The 22,779-nt window shown below is 73.6% G+C and carries 19 protein-coding genes and 5 tRNA genes; 8 read left to right on the top strand and 16 right to left on the bottom strand.

Going from position 1 to position 22,779, the window contains the following annotated elements; translation table 11 throughout:
- Window positions 1-122: 122 nt before the first annotated feature.
- Window positions 123-944, bottom strand: coding sequence for an aminotransferase class IV (locus JK359_RS25795; protein ID WP_201840262.1), 822 nt, complete (start codon window positions 942-944; stop codon window positions 123-125).
- Window positions 941-1,984 (bottom strand): chorismate-binding protein, encoded by a 1,044-nt coding sequence (locus JK359_RS25790; protein WP_201840260.1) that lies wholly within the window; start codon window positions 1,982-1,984, stop codon window positions 941-943. Before JK359_RS25790 ends, JK359_RS25795 begins: the two co-directional genes overlap by 4 nt.
- A 178-nt stretch (window positions 1,985-2,162) precedes the next feature.
- Between JK359_RS25790 and JK359_RS25785 the strand changes: the two genes are divergently transcribed.
- From JK359_RS25785 to JK359_RS25765, 5 genes are all read left to right on the top strand, one after another.
- Window positions 2,163-2,235, top strand: a tRNA-Gly gene (locus JK359_RS25785).
- 38 nt (window positions 2,236-2,273) lie between these two features.
- A tRNA-Cys gene (locus JK359_RS25780) sits at window positions 2,274-2,347 on the top strand.
- A gap of 1 nt (window position 2,348) precedes the next feature.
- Window positions 2,349-2,420 (top strand) — tRNA-Val (locus JK359_RS25775).
- A 36-nt stretch (window positions 2,421-2,456) separates the two neighbouring features.
- A tRNA-Val gene (locus JK359_RS25770) sits at window positions 2,457-2,528 on the top strand.
- A gap of 29 nt (window positions 2,529-2,557) precedes the next feature.
- Window positions 2,558-2,629: transfer RNA gene (locus JK359_RS25765), tRNA-Val, on the top strand.
- A 53-nt stretch (window positions 2,630-2,682) separates the two neighbouring features.
- On the opposite strand, the gene JK359_RS25760 is transcribed toward JK359_RS25765, so the two are convergent.
- The 3 genes from JK359_RS25760 to JK359_RS25750 all read right to left on the bottom strand — a co-directional run bounded on the left by JK359_RS25760 (window position 2,683) and on the right by JK359_RS25750 (window position 4,699).
- Complete coding sequence (locus JK359_RS25760; RefSeq protein ID WP_201840258.1) at window positions 2,683-2,979, bottom strand: TFIIB-type zinc ribbon-containing protein; 297 nt, start codon at window positions 2,977-2,979, stop codon at window positions 2,683-2,685.
- 81 nt (window positions 2,980-3,060) lie between these two features.
- Window positions 3,061-4,050 carry a phosphotransferase family protein gene (locus JK359_RS25755; RefSeq protein WP_372445478.1) on the bottom strand — a complete coding sequence of 330 codons (990 nt, stop codon included), beginning with the start codon at window positions 4,048-4,050 and terminating at the stop codon, window positions 3,061-3,063.
- Window positions 4,051-4,522: 472 nt separating this feature from the next.
- On the bottom strand, window positions 4,523-4,699 hold the full coding sequence (locus JK359_RS25750) for a hypothetical protein (protein WP_014671580.1): 177 nt from the start codon (window positions 4,697-4,699) through the stop codon (window positions 4,523-4,525).
- 603 nt (window positions 4,700-5,302) lie between these two features.
- Here JK359_RS25750 and JK359_RS25745 point away from each other — a divergent pair.
- Complete coding sequence (locus JK359_RS25745) at window positions 5,303-6,748, top strand: serine/threonine-protein kinase (RefSeq protein WP_201840255.1); 1,446 nt, start codon at window positions 5,303-5,305, stop codon at window positions 6,746-6,748.
- A 201-nt stretch (window positions 6,749-6,949) separates the two neighbouring features.
- Here the strand turns inward: JK359_RS25745 and JK359_RS25740 are convergent, their stop codons facing one another.
- The 9 genes from JK359_RS25740 to JK359_RS25700 form a co-directional block, all read right to left on the bottom strand.
- Window positions 6,950-7,768 (bottom strand): TrmH family RNA methyltransferase, encoded by an 819-nt coding sequence (locus JK359_RS25740; RefSeq protein WP_201840252.1) that lies wholly within the window; start codon window positions 7,766-7,768, stop codon window positions 6,950-6,952.
- Between the two features lie 73 nt (window positions 7,769-7,841).
- Complete coding sequence (gene cobA / locus JK359_RS25735; protein ID WP_201840250.1) at window positions 7,842-9,074, bottom strand: uroporphyrinogen-III C-methyltransferase; 1,233 nt, start codon at window positions 9,072-9,074, stop codon at window positions 7,842-7,844.
- Between the two features lie 182 nt (window positions 9,075-9,256).
- Window positions 9,257-14,575, bottom strand: a complete 5,319-nt coding sequence (cobT, locus tag JK359_RS25730; protein WP_372445477.1) for a nicotinate-nucleotide--dimethylbenzimidazole phosphoribosyltransferase — start codon at window positions 14,573-14,575, stop codon at window positions 9,257-9,259.
- 342 nt (window positions 14,576-14,917) lie between these two features.
- The gene (cbiE, locus tag JK359_RS25725) at window positions 14,918-16,129 is read right to left on the bottom strand and encodes a precorrin-6y C5,15-methyltransferase (decarboxylating) subunit CbiE (protein ID WP_201840248.1); all 1,212 of its coding nucleotides are present in this window, start codon (window positions 16,127-16,129) and stop codon (window positions 14,918-14,920) included.
- Between the two features lie 99 nt (window positions 16,130-16,228).
- The gene (locus tag JK359_RS25720) at window positions 16,229-16,867 is read right to left on the bottom strand and encodes a GNAT family N-acetyltransferase (protein ID WP_201840246.1); all 639 of its coding nucleotides are present in this window, start codon (window positions 16,865-16,867) and stop codon (window positions 16,229-16,231) included.
- A 207-nt stretch (window positions 16,868-17,074) separates the two neighbouring features.
- Window positions 17,075-17,905, bottom strand: a complete 831-nt coding sequence (locus tag JK359_RS25715) for a MetQ/NlpA family ABC transporter substrate-binding protein (RefSeq protein ID WP_201840244.1) — start codon at window positions 17,903-17,905, stop codon at window positions 17,075-17,077.
- A gap of 67 nt (window positions 17,906-17,972) precedes the next feature.
- Window positions 17,973-18,716 carry a methionine ABC transporter permease gene (locus JK359_RS25710; RefSeq protein WP_201840242.1) on the bottom strand — a complete coding sequence of 248 codons (744 nt, stop codon included), beginning with the start codon at window positions 18,714-18,716 and terminating at the stop codon, window positions 17,973-17,975.
- A complete protein-coding gene (locus JK359_RS25705; RefSeq protein ID WP_201840239.1) occupies window positions 18,713-19,765 on the bottom strand; it encodes a methionine ABC transporter ATP-binding protein in 1,053 nt (350 codons plus the stop codon). Before JK359_RS25705 ends, JK359_RS25710 begins: the two co-directional genes overlap by 4 nt.
- 345 nt (window positions 19,766-20,110) lie before the next feature.
- On the bottom strand, window positions 20,111-20,761 hold the full coding sequence (locus JK359_RS25700) for an HAD family hydrolase (RefSeq protein ID WP_201840228.1): 651 nt from the start codon (window positions 20,759-20,761) through the stop codon (window positions 20,111-20,113).
- A gap of 69 nt (window positions 20,762-20,830) precedes the next feature.
- Here JK359_RS25700 and JK359_RS25695 point away from each other — a divergent pair, with 69 nt between their 5' ends.
- Both JK359_RS25695 and JK359_RS25690 read left to right on the top strand, forming a co-directional pair.
- Window positions 20,831-21,190, top strand: a complete 360-nt coding sequence (locus JK359_RS25695) for a hypothetical protein (protein ID WP_201840226.1) — start codon at window positions 20,831-20,833, stop codon at window positions 21,188-21,190.
- Between the two features lies 1 nt (window position 21,191).
- On the top strand, window positions 21,192-21,611 hold the full coding sequence (locus JK359_RS25690; RefSeq protein ID WP_201840224.1) for a hypothetical protein: 420 nt from the start codon (window positions 21,192-21,194) through the stop codon (window positions 21,609-21,611).
- 67 nt (window positions 21,612-21,678) lie between these two features.
- Here the strand turns inward: JK359_RS25690 and JK359_RS25685 are convergent, their stop codons facing one another.
- Both JK359_RS25685 and JK359_RS25680 read right to left on the bottom strand, forming a co-directional pair.
- Window positions 21,679-22,176 carry a GNAT family N-acetyltransferase gene (locus JK359_RS25685; RefSeq protein ID WP_201840443.1) on the bottom strand — a complete coding sequence of 166 codons (498 nt, stop codon included), beginning with the start codon at window positions 22,174-22,176 and terminating at the stop codon, window positions 21,679-21,681.
- 45 nt (window positions 22,177-22,221) lie between these two features.
- Entirely contained in the window at window positions 22,222-22,728 is a 507-nt protein-coding gene (locus tag JK359_RS25680) for an RNA polymerase sigma factor (protein ID WP_201840222.1), read from the bottom strand.
- Window positions 22,729-22,779 lie beyond the last annotated feature (51 nt).

Genomic DNA, 22,779 nt, shown 5'->3' with positions numbered 1-22,779 from the left:
TCGTCAGGCCGTTTTCCAGGCTCCTCAGCAGGTCTTCCGGTTCCGGGGCCCGTCAGGCCGTTCTCCGGTCCGACCCCGACACGCCGTTCTCCGGTCCGAGCCCGACAGGCCGTTCTCCGGGCTCAGGGGTCCAGGTCCTGCCCGGCGCGCTCGTCGAAGATCCGCATGGCCTTGGCGGTCACCGGGCCCGGCGTGCCGGCCGGTTCGCGGTCGTCGATCCGGTGCACGGCCTGGACGTCGCGCAGGGTCGACGTCAGGAAGACCTCGTCGGCGCGCCGGAGGACGTCCAGGGGCAGGTCGGTCTCCTTGGCGCCGGTCCACTCGACGACCAGGGCGCGGGTGATGCCGGGCAGACAGCCGGAGGTGACCGGCGGGGTGTGGATCTCGCCGTCCAGGACGACGAAGACGTTCGACCCGGTGCCTTCACAGAGCTGTCCGACCGTGTTGCCGAACAGCGCCTCGGAGGCGCCGTGTTGATGGGCGCGGGCCAGGGCGACGACGTTCTCGGCGTACGAGGTGGTCTTCAGGCCGGTGAGGGCGCCGCGTTCGTTGCGGGTCCACGGGACGGTGATCACCGCGGTGGAGTCGGGGCGGCGGGTGGTCGAGCCGAGGGCGACGACGAGCGTCGGGCCGTGCTCGCCGCGGTCGGAACCGAGCGGTCCGTGGCCGCCCGTGTAGGTGATCCGCAGCCGGCCGAGCGGCATCGGATTGGCCTCGAGCACGGCCGCACAGGCCCGGCGCACCTCGTCGTGGTCGGGTTCGGGCAGGCCGAGGCCGCGGGCCGAGCGGGTCAGCCGGTCGAGGTGCCGGGTGAGTGCGAACGGCGTGCCGTCCACCGCCTTGACGGTCTCGAAGATGCCGTCGCCGACCGTCAGCCCGTGGTCGAAGACGGAGACCCGGGCGGAGTCCAGGTCCCGCAGCCCGCCGTCCAGCCAGATCCTCATGTGAGCGCCCCTTCGGTGTCCTCGTACGCTCCCGACGCTACCGCGAGCAGCCGGGACGCCTTCAGTTCGGTCTCCCGCCACTCCCCCTCCGGGTCGGACCCCCAGGTGATGCCGGCGCCGGTACCGAAGCGCAGGGCGCCGTCGGCGCGGTCGATCCAGAAGGTGCGGATGCCCACGGCCAGCTCGCCGGTGCCGCGGTCGGCGTCCACCCAGCCGATGCCGCCGCAGTACGGACCGCGCGGTGCCGTCTCCAGCGCCTCGATGATCCTGAGCGCGCTCGACTTGGGGGCGCCGGTCACGGAGCCGGGCGGGAAGGCCGCGTCCAGCAGTTCCGGCCAGCCGGCGCCCTCGGTCAGTTCGCCGCGCACGGTGGAGACGAGGTGGACGAGCCCCGGGTGCTTCTCCACGGCGCACAGATCGGGGACGGTCACGCTGCCGGTGGCGCAGACACGCCCGATGTCGTTGCGGACCAGGTCCACGATCATCACGTTCTCGGCGTAGTCCTTGTCCAGGAGGTCCGCCTCGGTGCGTCCGGTGCCCTTGATGGGTCCGGACTCGACCGTGCGGCCGTGCCGGCGCAGGAACAGCTCGGGCGAGGCGGTGGCGATCTCCACCCCGTGCCCGGGCAGGCGGATCGTTCCCGCGTACGGCGCCGGGTTGCCGCGGGCCAGCAGGGCCGTCAGGGCGTCCACGTCGGCGCCGGGGGCGACGGGGGCGCTGAGCACCCGGCAGAGATTGGCCTGGTACACCTCGCCGGCCGCTATGTGCTCGCGGATCCGGCGGACGGCCGCCGTGTACGCGGCGTGGTCCAGGGAGGAGGTCCAGTCCCCCACCGCCGGCCCCTGCCAGCGGCCGGGCACCGGTGCGGGCACGGGTTCCTCGCGTACGTCCGCGAAGCGGGCGCAGGTCAGGCGCCCCTCGAAGTCCGCGCACACGGCCCAGAAGCCGGTGGAGTCCAGGGCGGCCGGATCGCTCGTGACGTCGAGGAGGCCGGTGGCGACGCGGTCGCCGAAGCGGGCGAGAGGAGGGTGGTGGAGCACGTGGTCGAGTCTAGGTCGGGTGTCCGGTGGGTGGCCCGGGGATGTCCCGGAGGGGGCCCCGACCAGCGGGCCCGCCAGGTCCACCGCAGCACGCTGCGCAAACGCGTTTTTGTACTGGCCCGGGAATCCGCTAGAGTTCAACACGTCGCCGGGACGCGGAAGCGGACCGAAACGACAAGCGGACGTAGCTCAGTTGGTAGAGCGCAACCTTGCCAAGGTTGAGGTCGCGAGTTCGAGCCTCGTCGTCCGCTCGAAGGAAGAAGGGGTCTTCCCGATCCCCTACACTCCTGGTGGAGTGGCCGAGAGGCGAGGCAACGGCCTGCAAAGCCGTCTACACGGGTTCAAATCCCGTCTCCACCTCCAAGGACGATTAGCTCAGCGGGAGAGCGCTTCCCTGACACGGAAGAGGTCACTGGTTCAATCCCAGTATCGTCCACTGGATCCGTCGGCTCGTACGACGAGATCCGATCCCGCGCGATTAGCTCAGCGGGAGAGCGCTTCCCTGACACGGAAGAGGTCACTGGTTCAATCCCAGTATCGCGCACTGCCTGTGACGTACGCGTCACGGTCCGCGGACGATTAGCTCAGCGGGAGAGCGCTTCCCTGACACGGAAGAGGTCACTGGTTCAATCCCAGTATCGTCCACACAGCAAGGAGCCCCCGGCCGTCTCGTACGGCCGGGGGCTCCTTTCGTCGGCTCAGCTGGAGAACAGCATGTGGCCGAAGCTCTTGTGGCGGTGGTGTCCGTGGTGACCGTGGCCGCCGTGGTGACCACCGTGCGGGGCACCCCAGGCGGGTGCGGCCGGGGCCGCCGGGTACGCCTGCGGGGCGGCCGGGGGCGGCGGGGCCGGCTGGGACCACTGGGACTCCAGGCGGGTCAGCGCCTCCAGCTCGCCGTAGTCGAGGAAGATGCCGCGACAGCCGCTGCACTGCTCGATCTGGACGCCGTTGCGGTTGTAGGTGTGCATCGGCGCATGGCACTTCGGACACTGCATGGTTCGGCTCAACTCCTCGCCGGTCGGTCCTGCTTCGTGCTTCCCCAGGACAGACTCCGTTCGGCCCCGGGCGGTTGCAGCCTAGTCCGGGGAACCGGGCGCCGGACCAGGGGGGACGGACGGCATCCGCGCGCAGGCGTCGACCATGGCCTGCTCCACCTCGTCCAGCGGCCGGTCCGCCGCGAGTGCCTTGGTGAGCACGCGCGCGGCCGTCTGCACGGTGAGGGCGCGGGCCGGGACGTCCAGGGCGGCCCAGGGATCGCCGTCGGCGGGTACGGCCGGGCCGCCGTGGCGCCGGTAGGCGGTCAGGAAGCGGGTCCACTCGTCGGGCGGGAGGAGTCCGCAGGCGTACCAGGCGGCGGGACGGGCCAGGTCCCAGGCCGGGGCGCCGGTCCCGAGGTCGTCCACGTCGATCAGCCTCCACGGCCCGTCCGGTGCGGGATGCCGGACGAGCTGGCCGAGGTGCAGGTCACCGTGGCACAGGGCCCCTGGTTCCGGCATGGGGGCCTCGGCCCGGGCCCAGGCGGGCAGCGCCGCCCAGGCGGCCAGGACGGCGCGGGCGGCCGGGGCGGGCGTGGTCCGGGCCGCCCGGAGCAGGGCGACGGCGCGGGCGGCCTTGGCGGGACCCCGCATCGGCGGGAGGCCGGGGGGCGCGGGCGTGCGGTGCAGCCGGGCGAGGAGGGCCGCGGCCGCTTCCCAGGGAGCCGCGTCCGGGTCCTCCGGGTCCACCGGGGCGCCGTACGGCCAGGAGGTCGCCAGGCGGTCGCCGAGCGGGACCGCGGTGGTGGCCAGCGGGGGGAGGAACACGTCCGGGAGGCGGGCGGCCACGGTGAGGCGGCCGGTGAGCGCGGAGCGGTCGGTGCCGGGGGCGTGCGCCTTGACGACGGTGCCGGCGTGCCGGAGGACGGTGGCGTCGGGGCGGTCGGCGAGGAGGGTGGTGCCGCAGCCGCAGGGGGTGCGGGCGGCGCCAGGGGTCCGGGGGTGGGCGGTGCCTGTGGCCAGCGCCTTCAGCGTGGTGACGAGGGGGGTCGCGGTGTGTGCCGCTTCGTGTGCGTCGGTGTCTGCGGTCAAGGGGGCCTCGGGCTGGTTCGGCTGTCCGGCCCTGAGGGTATCGGGGGCGGGGCGCCCGCGAGGCGGGCGGCCGGCCGGACAACGGCGGCCGGCGTCCCGGCACCGCACCCCGGTCGGCACGGCGACGACCGCCGGCGCCCCGGCACCACACCGGTCGGCGTCCGGCGTCGCCCACGCCCGGCACGGCAACGACTGCCGGCATCCCGGCACCACACCGGTCGGCGTCTCGGCGTCGCCCACGCCCGGCACGGCAACGACCGCCGGCATCCCGGCGCCGAACCCCGGTCGGCACGGCGACGACTTGCGGTGTTCTCGGCGTCGCGCCTCTGGCCGCCGCGCCCGGAAAACGGCTATGCCGGCGCAGCTCCCCAGCTGCGCCGGCATGTGTGCCGTCCGCCGTACCCCCGTCCCCACGGGGTTTCATGGATCGATGTCCCCGCCCGGACCGCTCTTCCGGGCCTGGGGTCGCCGCTCAGCGCCCCAGCATCGCACCCACGGACGACGCCTGTGTGGCCACCGTCTCCCAGCCGTCGAAGACGAGCAGGAGCAGGGCCGCCAGGGGAAGTGCCATGAGCGTCGCCACCAAGGGGTGGCGACGGCCCGTCCGGCGGGGGGCGAACGCGGTGCGTCGCGGTGCCGTGTGGGCCATGGTCCCTCTCCTGACCGTTTCGGTTGTCCTCTGCAGCGACGGGTGCCTGACCTCGGGGGACGAGTGCTGCACCCGCCGCTTGACCTCAAATCTAGGCGCGCGGCGCACAACGGGCGTCATGCCCTCGTACCGATTGCCGGGCCTCCCCGAGGATGAGCCACGACCTGCGGAGTACTCCCCTGGGTGGAGACGCGGGCGGACGTCTAGGGGTCTTCCCGGAGGGGTCACCCACTGTGTCCGGGCATGTCCGAACTATCCGGGAGGTCGGAAGAAGTGACTTCGATCACTTTGGGCAGGGGTGCGCGGGGGGTGGGCCAGGGACGGCCGATCGGTACGCGGAGTCGGCCACGGGGGGCTCCCGGGCGCACGGGGACGGGCGCGCGGAGGTGCGACCGGCGGCCTCGGCCGGCCCCAACCACCCTCCCGCAGAACCGGGTTGATGGCCGCGGCGGCCCAAAGGTGCCGTGCGGCAGGGCTTTCTGACCGCGTTTCACCTCCCCTGAACGGCCCACACAATCCGCCCGGCCGAGAGGGCGCGGCCTCTGCGCGCAGGCGGCCGTGGAAACGTAAGCTGTGCCACGTCACAGGGACCGGGCAGCGGGGATGAACATGGCGATGATGCGCCTGAGGCGCGAGGACCCGCGCGTCGTCGGCTCGTTCAGGCTTCACCGACGGCTCGGCGCGGGCGGGATGGGCGTGGTCTATCTCGGCTCCGACAAGAAGGGCCAACGGGTCGCGCTGAAGGTGATCCGGCCCGATCTGGCGGAGGACCAGGAGTTCCGGTCGCGGTTCGCGCGCGAGGTGTCCGCGGCCCGGCGGATCCGCGGCGGGTGCACGGCCCGGCTGGTCGCCGCCGACCTGGAGGCCGAGCGGCCCTGGTTCGCCACCCAGTACGTGCCCGGACCGTCCCTGCACGACAAGGTCGCCGACGAGGGCCCGCTCGGTGCCGCGGACGCGGCGGCGGTCGGCGCGGCCCTGTCCGAGGGACTGGTCGCCGTGCACGAGGCCGGTGTCGTGCACCGGGACCTGAAGCCGTCCAACATCCTGCTGTCCCCCAAGGGGCCGCGGATCATCGACTTCGGCATCGCCTGGTCCACCGGTGCCTCCACGCTCACCCATGTCGGCACCGCGGTCGGCTCCCCCGGCTTCCTCGCCCCCGAGCAGGTGCGCGGCGCGGCGGTCACCCCGGCCACGGACGTCTTCTCGCTGGGCGCGACCCTGGCCTACGCCTCGACCGGCGACTCGCCCTTCGGACACGGCAGTTCCGAGGTGATGCTGTACCGGGTGGTGCACGAGGAGCCGCAGCTGTACGGCGTACCGGACGCACTCGCGCCGCTGGTGCGGGCCTGCCTGGCGAAGGATCCCGACGACCGGCCCAGCACCCTGCAGCTGTCGTTGCGGCTGAAGGAGATCGCCGCCCGGGAGGCGCAGGGCCTGGACGGCGTACGGCCGCCGGCCCCGCGTGCCGCCGAGGCGGACCGGCCCACCGGGCGGCTCACCGACACCTATCCCGAGCAGCAGCGCACCCAGCGGCGTACCTCGCCCGGTACGCCGCCACCGCGAGGGACCACGCCGTCCCGGGGCGGTGTGCCCTCGCGCGGCGGGGTGTCCCCGCGCGGCGATGTGCCGTCCCGGGGCGCGGTGCCCTCGCGCGGCGGCAGCGGTGCGCGCGGCACGGGTGCCGGCTCGCGGCCGGGCTCGGCGCGTCCCACGCCGGTGCCCCGCGGCGGCGCCCCGCGCTCCGGCAGCGGCGGCCGGCCCGCTCCGCGCAGCGGTTCCCGGCGGCCGGGGGTGCGCCCCTACGGGATCGGGCTGCGGCCGGCCAATCCGCGGCTGCTGCGGCAGCGGCTGTTCGTGTTCGTGGTGGTGACGCTGCTGGTGGCGCTCGGCATCGCGGTGGCCCAGGGCTGCCAGGGGCCGGCGCGCGGCCACGGCGACGACAGCGGTGTCCGGCCCCAGCGGAACGCGCAGCCCAGCTATCCGCCGCTGGACGGCAAGGTGGTGCCGGAGCAGTACAAGTCGACCTTGAGCCGCGACGCCGGGAACTGACCCGGGACCACGCCGGACCACGGCCCACGGGGACGGTCAGGACTCGCCCGTCCCACAGAACGGCCCCGCAAGGACGGCCAGGACTCGCCCGCCCCGGAGCGCGGCCCCACGGGGACGGTCAGGACTCGCCCGCCCCGGGCCGCGGCCCCGCGGAGCCGGTCAGGTCTTCGGCCGTCCCGGGGCGCGGCCCCACTGGGACGGTCAGGACTTCGGACGGCCCGTGGCCACCGCGTAGAAGGCCACCGCGGCCGCCGCGCCCACATTGAGGGAGTCGACGCCGTGGGACATCGGGATGCGGACCCATTCGTCGGCGGCGACCAGTGCCTGGGTGGACAGCCCGTCGCCCTCGGCGCCGAGCATGAGGGCGACCCGGTCCATCCGGTGCGGGGCGGCCTCGTCGAGGCTGCGGGCCTTCTCGTCGGGGGTGAGTGCGAGGAGCGTGAAGCCCGCCTCGCGGACCGAGTCCAGGCCCTTCGGCCAGGTGTCCAGGCGGGCGTACGGCACCGAGAACACCGCGCCCATGGAGACCTTGACGCTCCGCCGGTACAGCGGGTCGGCGCAGTCGGGCGACAGCAGGACCGCGTCCATGCCGAGGGCCGCGGCCGAGCGGAAGATCGCGCCGATGTTGGTGTGGTCGTTGACCGACTCCATGATCACGACGCGGCGGGCGGAGCGGAGCAGTTCACCGGCCGTCGGCAGCGGCCTGCGCTGCATGGAGGCGAGGGCTCCGCGGTGCACGTGGTAGCCGGTGACCCGCTCGGCGAGTTCCGGGCTGACGGCGTACACCGGGGCCGGGAGTTCGTCGATGACGTCGCGCATGACGTCGATCCACTTGGCCGAGAGCAGCATCGAGCGCATCTCGTAGCCGGCTTCCTTGGCCCTGCGGATGACCTTCTCGCCCTCGGCGATGAACAGGCCCTCGGCCGGCTCGCGCTTGCGGCGCAGCTCGACGTCGGTCAGGCCCGTGTAGTCGGAGAGGCGCGGGTCGTCGGGGTCCTCGACGGTGATGAGATCGGCCACAGGGTGATACTGCCTTGTCCTGGGTGTGCTGCCAACGGCTGGGAACGACCGGGTTACCCCGGGTTACGCTTGATCAAGCGGTGGGGTGGGGTCCGACGCCGACGACCGCGCCGACGACGATGACCGCGGGCGGCTTCACGTCCTCGGCCCGTACCGTCTCCGCGACCGTGGCCAGGGTGGCGTCGACCCGGCGCTGAGCGGCCGTCGTGCCCTCCTGGACCAGCGCGACCGGCGTCTCAGGCGACTTGCCGTGCGCGACGAGCGTCTCCGCGATCTTCCCGATCTTGTCGACGCCCATGAGGATCACCAGCGTGCCGGTGAGCCTGGCCAGCGACGGCCAGTCGACCAGGGAACGCTCGTCGTCCGGTGCCACGTGGCCGCTGACCACGGTGAACTCATGGGCGACCCCGCGGTGGGTGACCGGGATGCCGGCCGCGCCCGGTACCGAGATGGAGCTGGAGATGCCGGGGACCACCGTGCACGGGATGCCGGCCTCGGCGAGCGCCTGGACCTCCTCCATGCCCCGGCCGAACACGAACGGGTCGCCGCCCTTCAGCCGGACGACCGCCTTGCCCTGCCTGGCGTGCTCGACGAGCGCGTTGTTGATGGCCTCCTGGGCCATGTAGCGGCCGTACGGGATCTTCGCCGCGTCGATCACCTCGACGTGCGGCGGGAGTTCGGCGAGCAGGTCGCGCGGGCCCAGCCGGTCGGCGATGACGACGTCCGCCTCGGCGAGGAGGCGCCGCCCGCGGACCGTGATCAGGTCGGGGTCGCCGGGGCCGCCGCCGACCAGGGCCACGCCGGCGGTGCGGGTGCGGTGGTGGGGGGCGACGAGCGTGCCGTCGCGCAGGCCCTCGACGACCGCGTCGCGGATGGCGGCGGTGTGACGGGGGTCGCGGCCGCGCGCGTCCGTGGTGAGCACGGCGACGGTGACACCTTCGCTGTGACCGGTCGCCGGGGTCCAGGCGGTCGCCTGGTCGGCGTCGTCGGAGCGCACGCACCAGACCCGGTGCCGCTCGGCCTCGGCGGAGGCCTGCGCGTTGGCCCGGGGGTCGCTGGTGGCGATGAGGGCGTACCAGGCCTCGGCGAGGTCGCCTTCCGCGTACGGCCGCCGCTGCCAGGTGATCTCGCCCGTGTCCGCCATGGCCTCGACGGACGGCGTCGCCTCGGGAGAGACGAGCACGATGTCCGCACCCGCGGCGATGAGCGCCGGCAGACGCCGCTGGGCCACCTGACCGCCGCCGAGGACGACCACGCGGCGGCCGGAGAGGCGGAGGCCTACGGGGTAGGCGGGGTGTTCGGCCATGAGGTACGGCTCCTCGTGCAGCTGTGAGTTGGGCGCGCTGCACCTTCGGAGCGGCCCTGACGTGCGGATTTTAAGCCGTGGACACGGCAGACGGCACGGGTGGTCCGGCAGCTGGGCACCGGACCACCCCGTCGTCCGACGGCTGCTTCTCGATGACTACGGCGGTGACTACTTCTCGGTGACTACTTCTCGGTGACACCCGCCGAGTCGAACGTCGCCACCTCGTGCATCGCCCGCGCCGTGCTCTGCACCAGCGGCAGCGCGAGCAGCGCGCCCGTGCCCTCGCCGAGCCGCAGGTCGAGATCGACCAGGGGGCGCAGGCCCAGCTTGTTCAGGGCGGCCACGTGGCCCGGCTCGGCGCTGCGGTGGCCGGCGATGCAGGCCGCGAGCACCTCGGGGGCGATGGCCCGGGCCACGAGGGCCGCGGCACCGGCACTGACGCCGTCCAGGATCACCGGCGTGCGCAGCGAGGCGCCGCCGAGGAGCAGGCCGACCATGGCCGCGTGCTCGAAGCCGCCGAGGGCCGCGAGGACGCCGATGGGGTCGGCCGGGTCCGGCTGGTGGAGTTCCAGGGCGCGGCGGACCACGTCGGTCTTGCGGGCCAGCGTCTCGTCGTTGATGCCCGTGCCGCGGCCTGTGACCTCGGCCGGGTCGGCGCCGGTGAAGACGGAGATCAGCGCGGCGGACGCGGTGGTGTTGGCGATGCCCATCTCGCCGGTGAGCAGCGCCTTGTTGCCGGCCGCGACCAGGTCGCGGGCGGTCTCGATGCCCACCTCGATGGCCGCCTTGGCCTCCTCGCGGGTCATCGCGGGGCCGGTGGTCATGTCGGAGGTGCCGCCGCGGATCTTGCGGGGCAGCAGGCCGGGGGTGGCGGGGAGGTCGGCGGCCACGCCCACGTCCACGACGCAGACCTCGGCGCCTACCTGGGTGGCGAAGGCGTTGCAGACCGCTCCCCCGCCGAGGAAGTTGGCCACCATCTGGGCGGTGACCTCCTGCGGCCAGGGGGTGACGCCCTGGGCGTGCACGCCGTGGTCGCCGGCGAAGATGGCCACGGCGGCGGGCTCCGGGATCGGCGGCGGGCACTGCCGGGACAGCCCGGACAGCTGGGCGGAGATGATCTCCAGCATGCCCAGCGCGCCGGCCGGCTTGGTCATGCGCTTCTGGCGCTCCCATGCCTCGCCGAGCGCCTTGGCGTCGAGCGGGCGGATCTGTGCGACGGTCTCGGCAAGCAGGTCGTGGGGTTCCTCTCCGGGCAGGGCACGTCGGCCGTACGTCTCCTCGTGCACCACCCAGGACAGGGGGCGCCGCTTGGACCAGCCGGCCTGCATCAGCTCGGGCTCGTCCGGGAACTCGTCGACGTACCCGACACACAGGTAGGCGACGACCTCCAGGTGCTCGGGCAGACCGAGCGCACGGACCATCTCCCGTTCGTCGAAGAAGCTGACCCAGCCGACGCCGAGGCCTTCGGCGCGGGCGGCGAGCCAGAGGTTCTCCACCGCGAGCGCCGAGGAGTAGGGCGCCATCTGCGGCTGGGTGTGACGGCCGAGTGTGTGACGGCCGCCGCGGGTGGGGTCGGCCGTGACGACGATGTTGACCGGGGTGTCGAGGATGGCCTCGATCTTCAGTTCCTTGAACTGCTTGGCCCGGCCCTTCGGCAACGACTTGGCGTACGCCTCCCGCTGACGCATCGCCAGTTCGTGCATGGTCCGCCGGGTCTCGGCGGACCGGATGACGACGAAGTCCCAGGGCTGCGAGTGCCCGACGGACGGCGCGGTGTGCGCGGCCTCCAGGACTCTGAGCAGCACCTCGTGCGGGATGGGGTCGCTGCGGAAGCCGTTGCGGATGTCGCGGCGCTCGCGCATGACCTTCAGGACGGCCTCGCGCTCGGCGTCGGCGTAGCCGGGTGCGGCGGGACCGGTGGACTGTCGTGCTTCCGCCACGGCGGCCGTGCTCTCTTCCTGGTCGGCGGCCCGGGTCTCCAGGTCCTCCGCGTGCTGGACGACGTCGTGGCCGGGCTCCCCCTCCGGCGCGGCCGCCACGACGGCCGGCTCGCCCTCCCGGGGCGCGGGCACGGTGGCCACCGGCTCCGGCTGCTCCTGCGGACCCTGGACGCCCTGAACGCCCTGGGCCGCCGGGATGCTCCGGGTGCCCTCCGCAGGGAGGGCTTCGGCGGGCAGGGCTTCCGCGGGCCGGCCGTGTACGGGGAGGCCGTGGGCGGGGAGGCCTTCGGTCGGCAGGCCGGCTGCGGGCAGGCCTTCGGTCGGCAGGCTTTCCGCAGGCAGGCCCGCACTGGGCAGGCCTTCCGCGGGCAGGCCGGCTGCGGGCAGGCCTTCCATGGGCACGCCTTCCGTGGGCAGGACGAGGGGCTGGGGCGGCGTGGGCGCCAGGTGCGGGGTGGTGGGAACCTGTCCCTCCACCGGCACGAACTGACCGAGCAGCTGCTCCGCGTCGGGCGCGTGCGCGCCCGGTACGGCGGCGTCCGGTACGACGGTGCTCTGCGCCCCCGGTCGGAGCTGCGGGCCGACGGCGGGCGCGGGGCCGGCGGCCGGCGCGAGACCGACAGCCGCCTCGGGTGCGGTGGCCGAATCGGCTGCGGTGGCCGGCGCAGGCGCGGCGCCCGGCTGGGCTCCGGGCACTGGCGACGGGTGCTGTGGTCCGGTGGGCACGGCCGTGCCGTCCGCCTCCGACGGTGCGTGCTCGGCGAGCTGCGGACCCTGGGCCTGGAGCACGACCGGGGACCCCACCTCGGCGGAGTCTGCCGCAACAGCACCCGCGGAGTCGGCGGCCACGCCATCCTGGGCCGCGGCGGCGACGGGCTGTGCGGACTCGGCGTGCGGCGCTTCCACGGCCGACGCGACGCGCTCCGGGGCGTCCGCGGTAACAGGCTCGGCGGTCGTCACGACGCCGGGAGCGTCCGCAACGGTGCCGGGGAGGTCGGTGCCCGGCTCGGCCGGAGCGACGGAGGCGGTGGTCCCGGGGGCCGTCGGGTCGACGGCGGCGGCCGTGCCCACGGTAGGAGCGGCGCCGACGGTCGGGGCACCCTCCCGTGCGACAGCCTCACCGGCCGCCGGGAGGCCTTCAGGTACGGCGGCCGCATCAGCAGGCGCGAGGTCTTCGGGCACGGCAGCCCCGTCAGCAGCCACGAGACCCTCGGGTACGGCACCCGGGAGAGCCTCGGGTGCGGGCGCACCGGCAGCCGCGACACCCCCGGGTACGGCAGCCCCGTCGGCGGATGCGACGGCGCCCCGGGCAGCGAGGGGCGCCTCAGCGTCCGCAGGCGCCTGGGCCCCGGCGGGCACCTGGGCCGCGGCAGGCTGCTGGGCCGCCGCAGACGGCTGAGCGCCGGCAGACGACTGAGCGCCCGCAGACTCCTGGGCGCCGGCAGACTCCTGGGCGTCGGCAGTGGCTCGGACTGCGGCAGCCGCCCGCGGTTCAGCGGATGCGGACACGTGCGCATCCCCGGAAGCCTGGGCTGCGGCAGCTGCCCGGACCTCCGCGGGGGCTTGCGTCCCTGCGTCAACGGCGGCCTGGACCACGTCCGTTGACCGCGCGGCGTCGGCGAGCCGCGCGGCGTCACCGGGATGCTCACCCTCGGCGGGCTGTACGCCTTCGGCCGGCACCGCGGACGCGGTCGGCTGAGCCGTCTCGGCCGCCGTACCGGCCTCCGAGGCGTCCGTGGGGGCGTCGGCGGCCTGCACGGTGTCCGGGGCCTGGCCCGGTACGGCCTGACCGGGGGTCTCCTGGGCCGGCAGGGTCTGGTCCGCCGGGTCCGCCGGGTCCGCCACGGACGCCTCCGGCGCCGGGGACGCCTGGCCGGGCATGTCCTGCCCGGCGGATGCCGCGGCTCCCTGAACGAGCGCGGGGTCCTGGGCTCCGTCCGGCGCGCCGGCGAACTGCTCCGGCGGCACGTCGGCGAACTGCTCCGGCGGCATGTCGGCGAACTGCTCCGGCATGTCGGCGACCTGCTCCGGCTCGGCGGGCGCCGATCCCGGCGCTACGCCCCCGGCCGCGGGTACCGCGGTGTCGGCAGCCTGTGCGGCCTGCTCCACCGGGGACGCCCCGGCCACGGAAGCGCCGCCGGCGACGGCCCCGTCGGTACCGGGAGCGGCGTCTGCCACGGACACCGAACCCGGCGCCCCCTCGCTGACCCGCCCGGCCGGCACCCCCTGAGCACCTTCGGGGCCCTGTGCCGCCGGAGCCGCGTCTCCCTCGGCACCCCGGGCCGCAGGGATCTCGGCCCCTTCGACGCCGTGCACCGCCGGAGTCCCGACGCCGGCAGCCCCCGCGACCGAGGCGGCCTGGAGCCCCTCGGCCCCCTGGCCCGCAGGGATCTCAGCGGTCTCGCCGCCCTGCACCACCGGAGCCTCGGCACCGTCAGCACCCGCAACCCCGGCCACCGGAACGCCCTCGACGCTCTCAGCCCCCGCCGGGAGCGGCAGGCCCTCAGCCTCCTGGCCCGCAGGGATCTCAGCGCCCTCGCCGCCCTGAGCCACCGGCGCCACGGATCCTTCGCCGCCCTGCACCACCGGGCCCTCGGCGCCCTGGCCCGCCGGCATCTGCACGCCCACAGGACCCGGACCCGCCGGGCTCACGCCGGCGGCGTCCACTTCGGTCTGCACGTCTTCCGCGGCCTGCGCGTCCGCCCCGGCCTGCACGTCTTCCGCGGCCTGCGCGTGCGCCCCGGCCTGCAGGTCATCTGCGGCCTCGCTGTCCGCCCCGGCCCGGGCGTCCTCTGCGGCTGCCCCCGTCACGGCCGGCGCGCTGTACACCCCGTCGTGGCCGTGCGCCGGCTGGACCCCGTCGTGGCCGTGGACGACCTGGGTCCGGCCGAGGTCCGCGGGCTGTGCCTGGGCGGCGGCCTGGCTGGTGAGGCGGGCCACGGCGGCCTGGGCGGCGTCGGCCGGTTCCCCCGGGACAACCGTTTCGGCAGCCGGGGCCTGTGCGGCGACCTGGGCCGGGGCCGCACCCCAGGGGGCGGCGCTCTGCGGGGTCATCTCGCGCAGCGGCTGCACGTCGAGGTACTCGGGCCCCGTGGCCGGCGGGCCGGGCTGCCGCACCGGCGCGTCGGCGGGGCCGCGGTCGGCGAGGGAGCGGACCGGGCTCGCGGAGGCGTCGGGGATCGGCGGGCCGAGGTGCAGCGGGCGGCGGGCCGGCTGCGGGACCGCGGTCGGGTCGTGCGGGGCCGACAGGATCGGCGACGGCGGTACCGACGCCGGGGCCGGGCTGGGCAGGCGGACGCCGCTGAGGTCGACCGAACCGCTGTCGCGGCCGGCCGTCTCGTGCGGGCCCGGCTCGTGGACGGCCTCCACCACCGGTTCCGGAGCGGGTGGCGGCACCTCGTTGCCCCACGCGCCCTGGGCACCCGGCAGCAGCAGGTCTTCGTCCTCGGCGGGCGCCTCGGAGAGGTAGGTGTACGCACCGTGCGCGGGGACGCCCGGCTGCTCCACCATGCCTGCGCTCTCCGGCTGTCCCTCGCCCGGGACCTGGCCGGTGTCGGTCATGCGTACCCCTCGCCCATCGGTTAGTGCTTCTACGACCAGCTCGCCCGGAACGGCGCACCGACCGCCCCGCAGTGAAGAACGAGCGTCCGCGCCCAGCGGCACGAACGACCCGCCGGAAAAGGCGACAAAGCCATTCAGTGGCATTGTCCCGGTCGTTGCGCCGTCGCGACAGCATGATCCGCGACAGTCCGCTGTGGACTGCGCCACGTTGCGCGTCCTCCGGTCCGCCGTACCACACCCACCCCAAAACGGGCGCGCGTTCCGGACATTGGCGAACGAAGTTCGGGCCACCGGTGCGGTACAACGATCGGCCAGCCTACCGCGCGCGGTACGACAACAGGATCACGGGGCGCGATCGGGCAGTACCCCGCTGAGCAGGAACGCTACGTTCCGCTCGGTCTCCGTCCAGGCCCGTGTGTCGAGTTCGACGGACTGGAGCAGGGCGCACTCGACCCGGTATCCGTGCTCGGTCAGATCGCGGCCGACGCGTTCGGCCGCGTCCCGGGTGGCGGCGTGCGTGACGATGCGCTGCGGACGCCGGTCGGCGACCGCGGAGACGACGGCCGGTCCCCCGCCGCCGACCCGTACGACGTCGGGTTCGGGCAGGTTTTCGAGGACGTGCGGGGCGGTGCCGTGGACGATCTGGAGGTGGACGCCGTACCGGCGCCCGGCTCCCTCGGTGCGGACGCAGGCCGCCGCGTCGTGGTCGACGGCGATGACGGCGGCGCCGGCACGTGCGGCCTCCGCGGCGAACGCACCGCTGCCGCAGCCGATGTCCCAGACCAGGTCGCCGACCCGGGGCCCCAGGCGGGCGAGTTGGGCGGCGCGCAGCAGCTGTGTCTCGCCCTCGCCGAGCCGGCCGCCGTAGGTCTCGTCGGGCTGCACCCAGCCGCGCGGGCCGGCGCCCGGGTTGCGGCCGGCGATCCAGCCGCCGCCCTCACCGGCACCGGCCGGGCCGCCGATGACGATGACCACGTTGGGGTCGCGCCAGGTGTGGTCGGGCGCCTTGTCGGAGGTGACGACGGTGACCTGCTCGCGTTCGGTGCCCAGTTCCTCGCAGATGACGAAGGTGCGGTGCACGCCCTCCAGGAGCAGCCCGAGTTCGGCGGGGCCGGCGCCGGGAGCGGTGAGGACGGCGACCTTGGGGTGGGCGCGGCAGACGTTCACGGCCCGGCGCAGGGTGCGCGGGTGGGCGACGACGACCTGGGCGTCGTCCCAGGGCATGCCGGCCCGGGCGAAGGCGGCGGCGACGGCGGACACGGCGGGGACGACCTCGACCTCCAGGCCGAACTCCGGGGCGCGCAGGGTCCGTACGACGCCGAAGAACCCGGGGTCGCCGTCGGCGAGGACCACCGCGCTGCCGCGGTGGGCGGCGATGCGGCGGGCGGCCAGGGCGAGGCTGCCGAGGCGGATGCGTTCGGCGGCGGGCGGCACCTCGGGCAGCGCCAGGTGGTGGGCGGCACCGGCCACCAGGGTGGCGGCGCCGAGGGCGGCGCGTGCCGCGGCGGTCAGCGGCGAGCCGTCCCAGCCGATCACCGTGACCCGGTCGGCCATGGTCGTCAGTCTCCAGGGGGTTGTGCGCGGGTCTTGGGGGCGCCCGGACGGGCTCCGTGAGAGTACCCGGTGAAGGTGGGGGGCTCGTCGCCCGCGGGCTCAGTTCCAGTCCGAGTAGGACGTGAATCCGTCCGCGTCGGCCAGCTGGTCGCTCACCCCGGCGAGGTCCTCCGGCAGCAGGCTCCAGACGATGACGTCCGTGCGCACGTCGGTCCAGGCACCGTCGCCGGTCCTGGTGCGTGCTATCCAGGCGTTGCGGAGCACGCCCTCGCTGATGCAGCCGATCTTCTGGGCGACCTGCTGGGAGGCGGTGTTGTCGGCGGCGGTGCGCAGTTCGAGCCGCTCGAACTTCTGGTCGTGGAAGAGCCACTGGGCGGTGGCCAGGGCGGCTTCGGAGGCGTAGCCCTCACCGCGGGCCCAGGGGGCGATGGCGTAGGCGATCTCGCTGGAGCGGACGCGCCAGTCGGTGTTCCTCAGGTGGACCAGGCCGACGAGGCGCTGGGTGAGGAACTCGGTGACGGCGAGGACGATGCCGCGGCCTCCGGTGCGTTCGTCCGGGGCGGTGCGGGCGATCCACCGGCGGGCGTCGTCCTCGGTGTAGGGGTGGGGCACGGTGGTCCAGGCGACGACCTGCTCGTCGTTCATCATCTCGGCCAGGGCGGGCACGTCGTCCTCGTCGAGGGGACGCAGCACCAACCGCTCCGTGCTGATGGAGATGTTGGGGAAGGTGCTCGTCATGCGCCGCTCCGTAACCTTCGGGGATTCCTGGGACGACCGTCAGGGCCGTCAGGCCTGCTGAACTGCCCAGCATGCAGCATGAAACCACTGAACCGCACAACGGGGTCCACACCCCGTGAGGGTGTGGACCCCGTGCGTCGCGACACGCCGTGTGCGGGTGCCGTCAGCCGTCGCTCACGGCACGTCGGACCCGTGCCGCCCGGCGGCTCAGAAGGAGGGGATGACCGAGCCCTGGTACTTGTCCTCGATGAACTTCTTGACCTCGGGCGAGGTGAGGAGCTTCGCGAGCTTCTTCACCCGGGGGTCGTCCTCGTTGCCCTTCTTCACGGCCAGGAAGTTGCCGTAGGGGTTGTCCTTCGCGGACTCCAGGACGAGGGCCTCCTCGGCCGGCTTCAGGCCGGAGGAGATCGCGTAGTTGCCGTTGATCACGGCCGCGTCCACGTCGTCCAGGGAACGCGGGGTCTGGGCCGCCTCGACCTCCTTGAACGTGAGGTTCTTGGGGTTCTTGGCGATGTCCCGCGGGGTGGCCTCGGTGCCGACACCGTCCTTGAGGGTGATGAGCCCGTTGGCGGCGAGCAGCTTCAGGGCGCGGGCCTCGTTGACGGAGTCGTTCGGGACGGCGATGGTCGCACCGCTCTTGAGCGCGTCGGCCTTCTTGACCTTGTGGGAGTAGAGGCCGAGCGGTTCCAGGTGCACCGTGACGACGGGCGCGATGTGGGTGCCGCGCTTCTTGTTGAAGTCGTCGAGGTACGGCTGGTTCTGGAAGTAGTTGGCGTCCACGTCGCCGTCTTCGGTCGCCGTGTTCGGCGCGATGTAGTCGGTGAACTCCCGGACCTCCAGGTCGAGGCCCGCCTTCTTCGCCAGCTTGTCCTTGACGAAGTCGAGGATCTCGGCGTGCGGGGTCGGGCTCGCGGCGACGACGAGCGGGCCGCTGGTGTCGGAGGAGCCGGAGTCCTTGCCGGAGCCGCAGGCGGTCAGCCCGAGGGTGAGGGCTCCGGTGGCGAGGACGGCGGTGGTGAGCTTGGCGGTGTTACGCACGAAAAGTGCCTTTCCTTAAGGGTGGTGCGACCCCGTGTATGGGTGAACGGGGGGTTCAGGGGGGCGGTCAGCTCTTCTTCACGGCGTCGGTGGCGACGGTGCCGGGGAAGATCCCGCGCAGCGGCTTGAAGAGGAGCAGTCCGCCGGTCTTGCCGCTGCGGCGGTGCAGCGAGCGGGCCGCGTAGTCGCCGGCGAACTGGAGCAGCGAGATGACGACGGCCAGGATGGCCACGGTGATCCACATCATGCCGGTCTCGAAGCGCTGGTAGCCGTAGCGGACGGCCACGTCGCCGAGGCCGCCGGCGCCGACGGTGCCCGCCATGGCGGAGTAGCCGATGAGGGCGATGACCGTGGTGGTGGCACCCGAGATGAGCGAGGGGAGCGACTCGGGCACGAGGACGCTGCGGACGACCTTCCAGGTGCTGCCGCCCATGGACTGCACGGCTTCGACGAGCCCGCCGTCGACCTCGCGGACGGACATCTCCACCAGGCGGGCGAAGAAGGGGATGGCCCCGATGGCGAGCGGCACGATCGCGGCCTCGCGGCCGATGGTGGTGCCGGTGATCCAGCGGGTGAACGTCATCAGCGCCACCATCAGGATGATGAACGGCATGGAGCGGGCGATGTTCACGATCTGCCCGATGGCCTTGTTGACGACGACGTTCTGCAGCAGCCCGCCCTTGTCCGTGAGGACGAGGAGGATACCGAGGGGGAGCCCGGCGACGATGGCGATCAGCGTGGACCAGCCGACCATGTAGAGGGTGTCCCAACACGCCTGGGACAGCACCGGCTGCATTTCCGACCAGGTCACTTCGCACCCTCCTCGACCAGCACGGGCACCTCGCCCGCGGGTCCGACGACATCGATCTGCAGGCCCTGTTCGCGCAGGAAGCCGATCGGCACCACGTTGTCCTCGTAGCGGCCGGGCAGTTCGATGCGCATGCGGCCGATCTGGAGGCCGCCGACGGTGTCGATGGCGGCGCCGAGGATCGAGATGTCGATGTTGTAGGTGCGCGCGAGCTGGGAGACGACCGGCTGGGTCGCGGACTCGCCGTGGAAGGTGACGTCGAGGACGGTCCGGTCGGTGCCGGTGGCCTCGCCGCTCACCGGGAAGAGCGCGGCGGCGAGTTCCGAGCCCGGGGTGGCCAGCAGTTCGCTGACGGTGCCTGACTCCACGATCCGGCCCTTCTCCATGAGGGCGGCGGAGTCACAGACCGACTTCACGACGTCCATCTCGTGGGTGATGAGCAGGACGGTCAGACCCAGCTGCCGGTTCAGGTCGCGCAGCAGCTGGAGGATGGAGCGGGTGGTCTCCGGGTCGAGGGCGCTGGTGGCCTCGTCGGAGAGCAGCACCTTGGGGTCGCCGGCGAGGGCGCGGGCGATGCCGACGCGCTGCTTCTGGCCGCCGGAGAGCTGGGCGGGGTAGGCCTTGGCCTTGTCGGCGAGGCCCACCAGGTCCAGCAGCTCCAGCGCCTTGAGGGAGCGTGCCCGGCCCGCCTGGCCGAGGATCTCCAGCGGCAGCTCGATGTTGTCCTGCACGGTCCGCGAGGACAGCAGGTTGAAGTGCTGGAAGACCATGCCGATGCGGCTGCGCGCCCGGCGCAGTTCCCGGCCGGCGCGGGGGCCGCGGCCGGCCAGGGCGGTGAGGTCCTGTCCGGCGACGGTCACGGTGCCGGAGGTGGGGCGCTCCAGCAGGTTGACGCAGCGGATGAGGGAGGACTTGCCGGCGCCGGACTGGCCGATGACGCCGTAGACCTCGCCTTCGCGGACGTGCAGATCGACGCCGTCGAGGGCGGTGACCTCACGGCCGTGGGAGCGGTGAGCCCGGTAGATTTTCGTCAGGCCCGAGGTGGTGATCACGTGGGTTTCCGTCACTGTCGAGTGCGCGGGCGTGGGTGTGCCCGGGCACGGGTGCATGCGGTTCAGGCATGGAGAGTGGTTGTGCGTCTCGTACGGCCTACGGCGTACGGACAGGCCACGGCTCTCGCTTCGGGGCGCGAGGCTCAGCTGATGCGGGGGCCCTCTAGAAGGCGCACATTCGACACATCAGGCGACACATACAACGAGCACCGGGCGTCATGGTCGCCTCGGTCGCAAGGATGCGGCAGCTCGTCGTGGTCATGCGATCAGTAAACCAGACGGACACTCCTTACCGGCCGCCGCTGTCCGCATGGTGGACAGCGGCGGACAGCCGCGGCCGCTCGCTCAGTCCCGGACCGAGATCTCCACGCCCCCGTCCGTGACCAGTGCCGACAGGGCGGACAGGTCCTTCACCACGAGGTCGGCGGTCAGCTCCGCCGCCCGGTGGGTTGTGGCCAAGGCCACGGTGGTCATGCCGGCCGCCCGGCCCGCCCGGAGTCCGGCGGGTGCGTCCTCGAAGACCACGCAGCGGGCCGGGTCCACGCCGAGCTGCCGGGCGGCGAGCAGGTAGGGCTCGGGGTCGGGCTTGCCGCGGGTGACGTCGTCGGCCGAGACCAGCGCCTTCGGGCGGATGCCCACGGCGTCGAGGCGGGCCTCGGCCAGGCGGCGGGTGGCGGAGGTGACCACGGCCCACCGGTCGGCGGGCAGGGAGTCCAGGAAGTCGCGGGTGCCGGGGAGCAGGTGCACCCCGCCGTTCGGTACGTCCTCGACCTCCAGTTGCTCGACCCTGGCGACGGCCTCCGGCACGAGGTGTCCGGGCAGCAGGTCGGCGACTATCTCGGCCGCGGTGCGGCCGTGCAGTTCCACGCGCCCGAACGCCTCGGCGGTGATCCCGTACTCCCGGGCCCAGCGGGTCCAGCAGCGCTCGACGGAGTCGAGGGAGGAGACGAGGGTGCCGTCGTTGTCGAACAGGAGGGCGTGTGCGTGGATCGTCATGGTCTAGACCCTACGACGTTGGACGGGGGCGGCGGCTTCCGCCCGCTTCCGCCGTAATAGGGTCACCGCATGCTCAATGCCCTGACGCTGGTGACCGGTGTCGCCGCGCTGTTGCTCGCCGCCTGGTGCGGCTGGGCCGCCTATCGCGACCAGCCGACCAAGGACTGGCACTTCATCGGCATGGCCGTCGTGTCGCTGCTGGCCGTGGTCCAGCTGGTGATCGGCGTCGTGCTGCTGGCGCGGGGCGAGAAGCCGGAGCAGGGCACGACGATCTTCGTGGCGTATCTGCTGGGCGCGCTCGCGTCGATCCCTGCGGCGGGCCTGATGTCGCTGAGCGAGCGGTCCCGCTGGGGCTCGGTGACGGTGGCCGCGGGCGGTGTGGTGCTGGCCGTCCTCGAGGTGCGGCTCTTCGACATCTGGGGAGGCTGAGATGACGTCGGCGCAGGAGAAGCCGGCCCGGCTGATCACCGGGCCGGGGATGCTGCTCGTCTGGTTCTACGGCGTGATGGTCGTGGGCGCGCTGTCGCGTTCCGCGTTCCAGATCTCCACCGAGTTCGACCGGGCGCCGCTCGCCTACACGCTGTCCGCTGTGGCCGGACTGGTGTACGGGTTCATCACCTGCACACTGGTGCGGGGCGGGGAGACCGCCCGGCGGGCGGCGATGGTGTGCTGTGCCGCCGAACTCGCGGGTGTGCTGATCGTCGGTACGTGGACCCTGGTGGAGCCGTCCGCGTTCCCGGACACGACGGTGTGGTCCGACTACGGCATGGGGTACGTCTTCATCCCCGTGCTACTGCCGCTGTCCGCCATGTACTGGCTGCGCAGGGCGCGGGATCCAAGGGGCGTCTGAGGAGCAGCGGCGACCGGTCCGGAAGGGCCGGCCGCGCATGCCCGGCGCCCCTGCCGGGCGCCGCCGCTCAGGCCGTCTGCGCGTACTGGCCGGCCGGCTTCTCCAGGACGATCATCTCGACCCCGTCGGAGCCCTTGGCCCTGCCCACCGCCTGGTAGCCCACCCGCCGGTACAGGCGCAGGTTGCCCTCGCTGCGGTGACCGGCGACGAGGCGGAACCTCGTGGCGCCCCGCTCCTCGGCGAGCGCCGACTCGGCCGCGCGCAGCAGCCGGGCGCCGATGCCGTGGCCCTGCAGGCGCGGGTGCACACAGAGCCTGCTGATGGCCGCCGAGCCGTCCTCGGTCGCCTTGCCGCGCACCGAGCCGACCACCTCGTCGCCGAGCCGGGCGACGAAGACGCAGTCGGAGGCGACCTCCTGGCGCAGGGAGTCCAGGGTCTGGACGAGCGGCTCGATGCGGTAGTTGCCGTACAGCGCCGCCTCACCCTGGAAGCACAGGTACTGGAGCCTGAAGATCTGCTCCGCGTCCTGCTCGGTCGCCACCGAGATGGTCACGCTCATGCCCATGTGCGCACGCCTCCCGCTCACCTGATCACCTGTCGTCCCACACTCCTATCCCCGCGCTTCGCACGCCGCAACCTCCGGCGCGAGCAAACGACGCAGACATCCAAGACATCGGGAACGTTCCGGGCCAAGACTGCCCTGTGAGATACCCAACTCCCCCGCGATCTCCCGGTATGTGAGGTCCTTCGGGGAGAGCAGCGCCTCCAGCAGACGGGGACAGCGGCCGGGCAGGCGGCGGACCGCGTCGCGCAGGGCGCGGTGGCGGGCGGCGGTCAGCGCGAGCTGTTCCGGCCCGGCCCGCAGGTCGTCCGCCGGTTCGGCGTCGTACGGTCGCTCGCGGTGGGTGGTGCGGCGGCTGCGGCGCGCCTCGGCCCGGACGGCCCTGCGCAGCCAGCCCTGCGGGTCGCGCGGCGGCCCGTCGGTCTCCAGCCGCTCCAGGAGCCGGACCCAGACGGCCTGCTCCAGGTCCCCCGGCTCGCCTCCGCAGGCATGTGCCTCGGCCGAGGCCTCGGCGGTGAGCAGGGGGCGCAGGGCGGCTACCAGGTCGTGCGTCATATGCGGAACGACGAGCCGCCCCGGCAGCGGGTTGCCGGGGCGGCGGACAGT

This window comes from Streptomyces actinomycinicus (assembly GCF_016741775.1).
Classification (GTDB): Bacteria; Actinomycetota; Actinomycetes; order Streptomycetales; family Streptomycetaceae; genus Streptomyces; species Streptomyces actinomycinicus.
The sequence above is the reverse complement of the archived record's forward strand: the minus strand, read 5'-3'. Positions and strand labels throughout refer to the sequence as shown.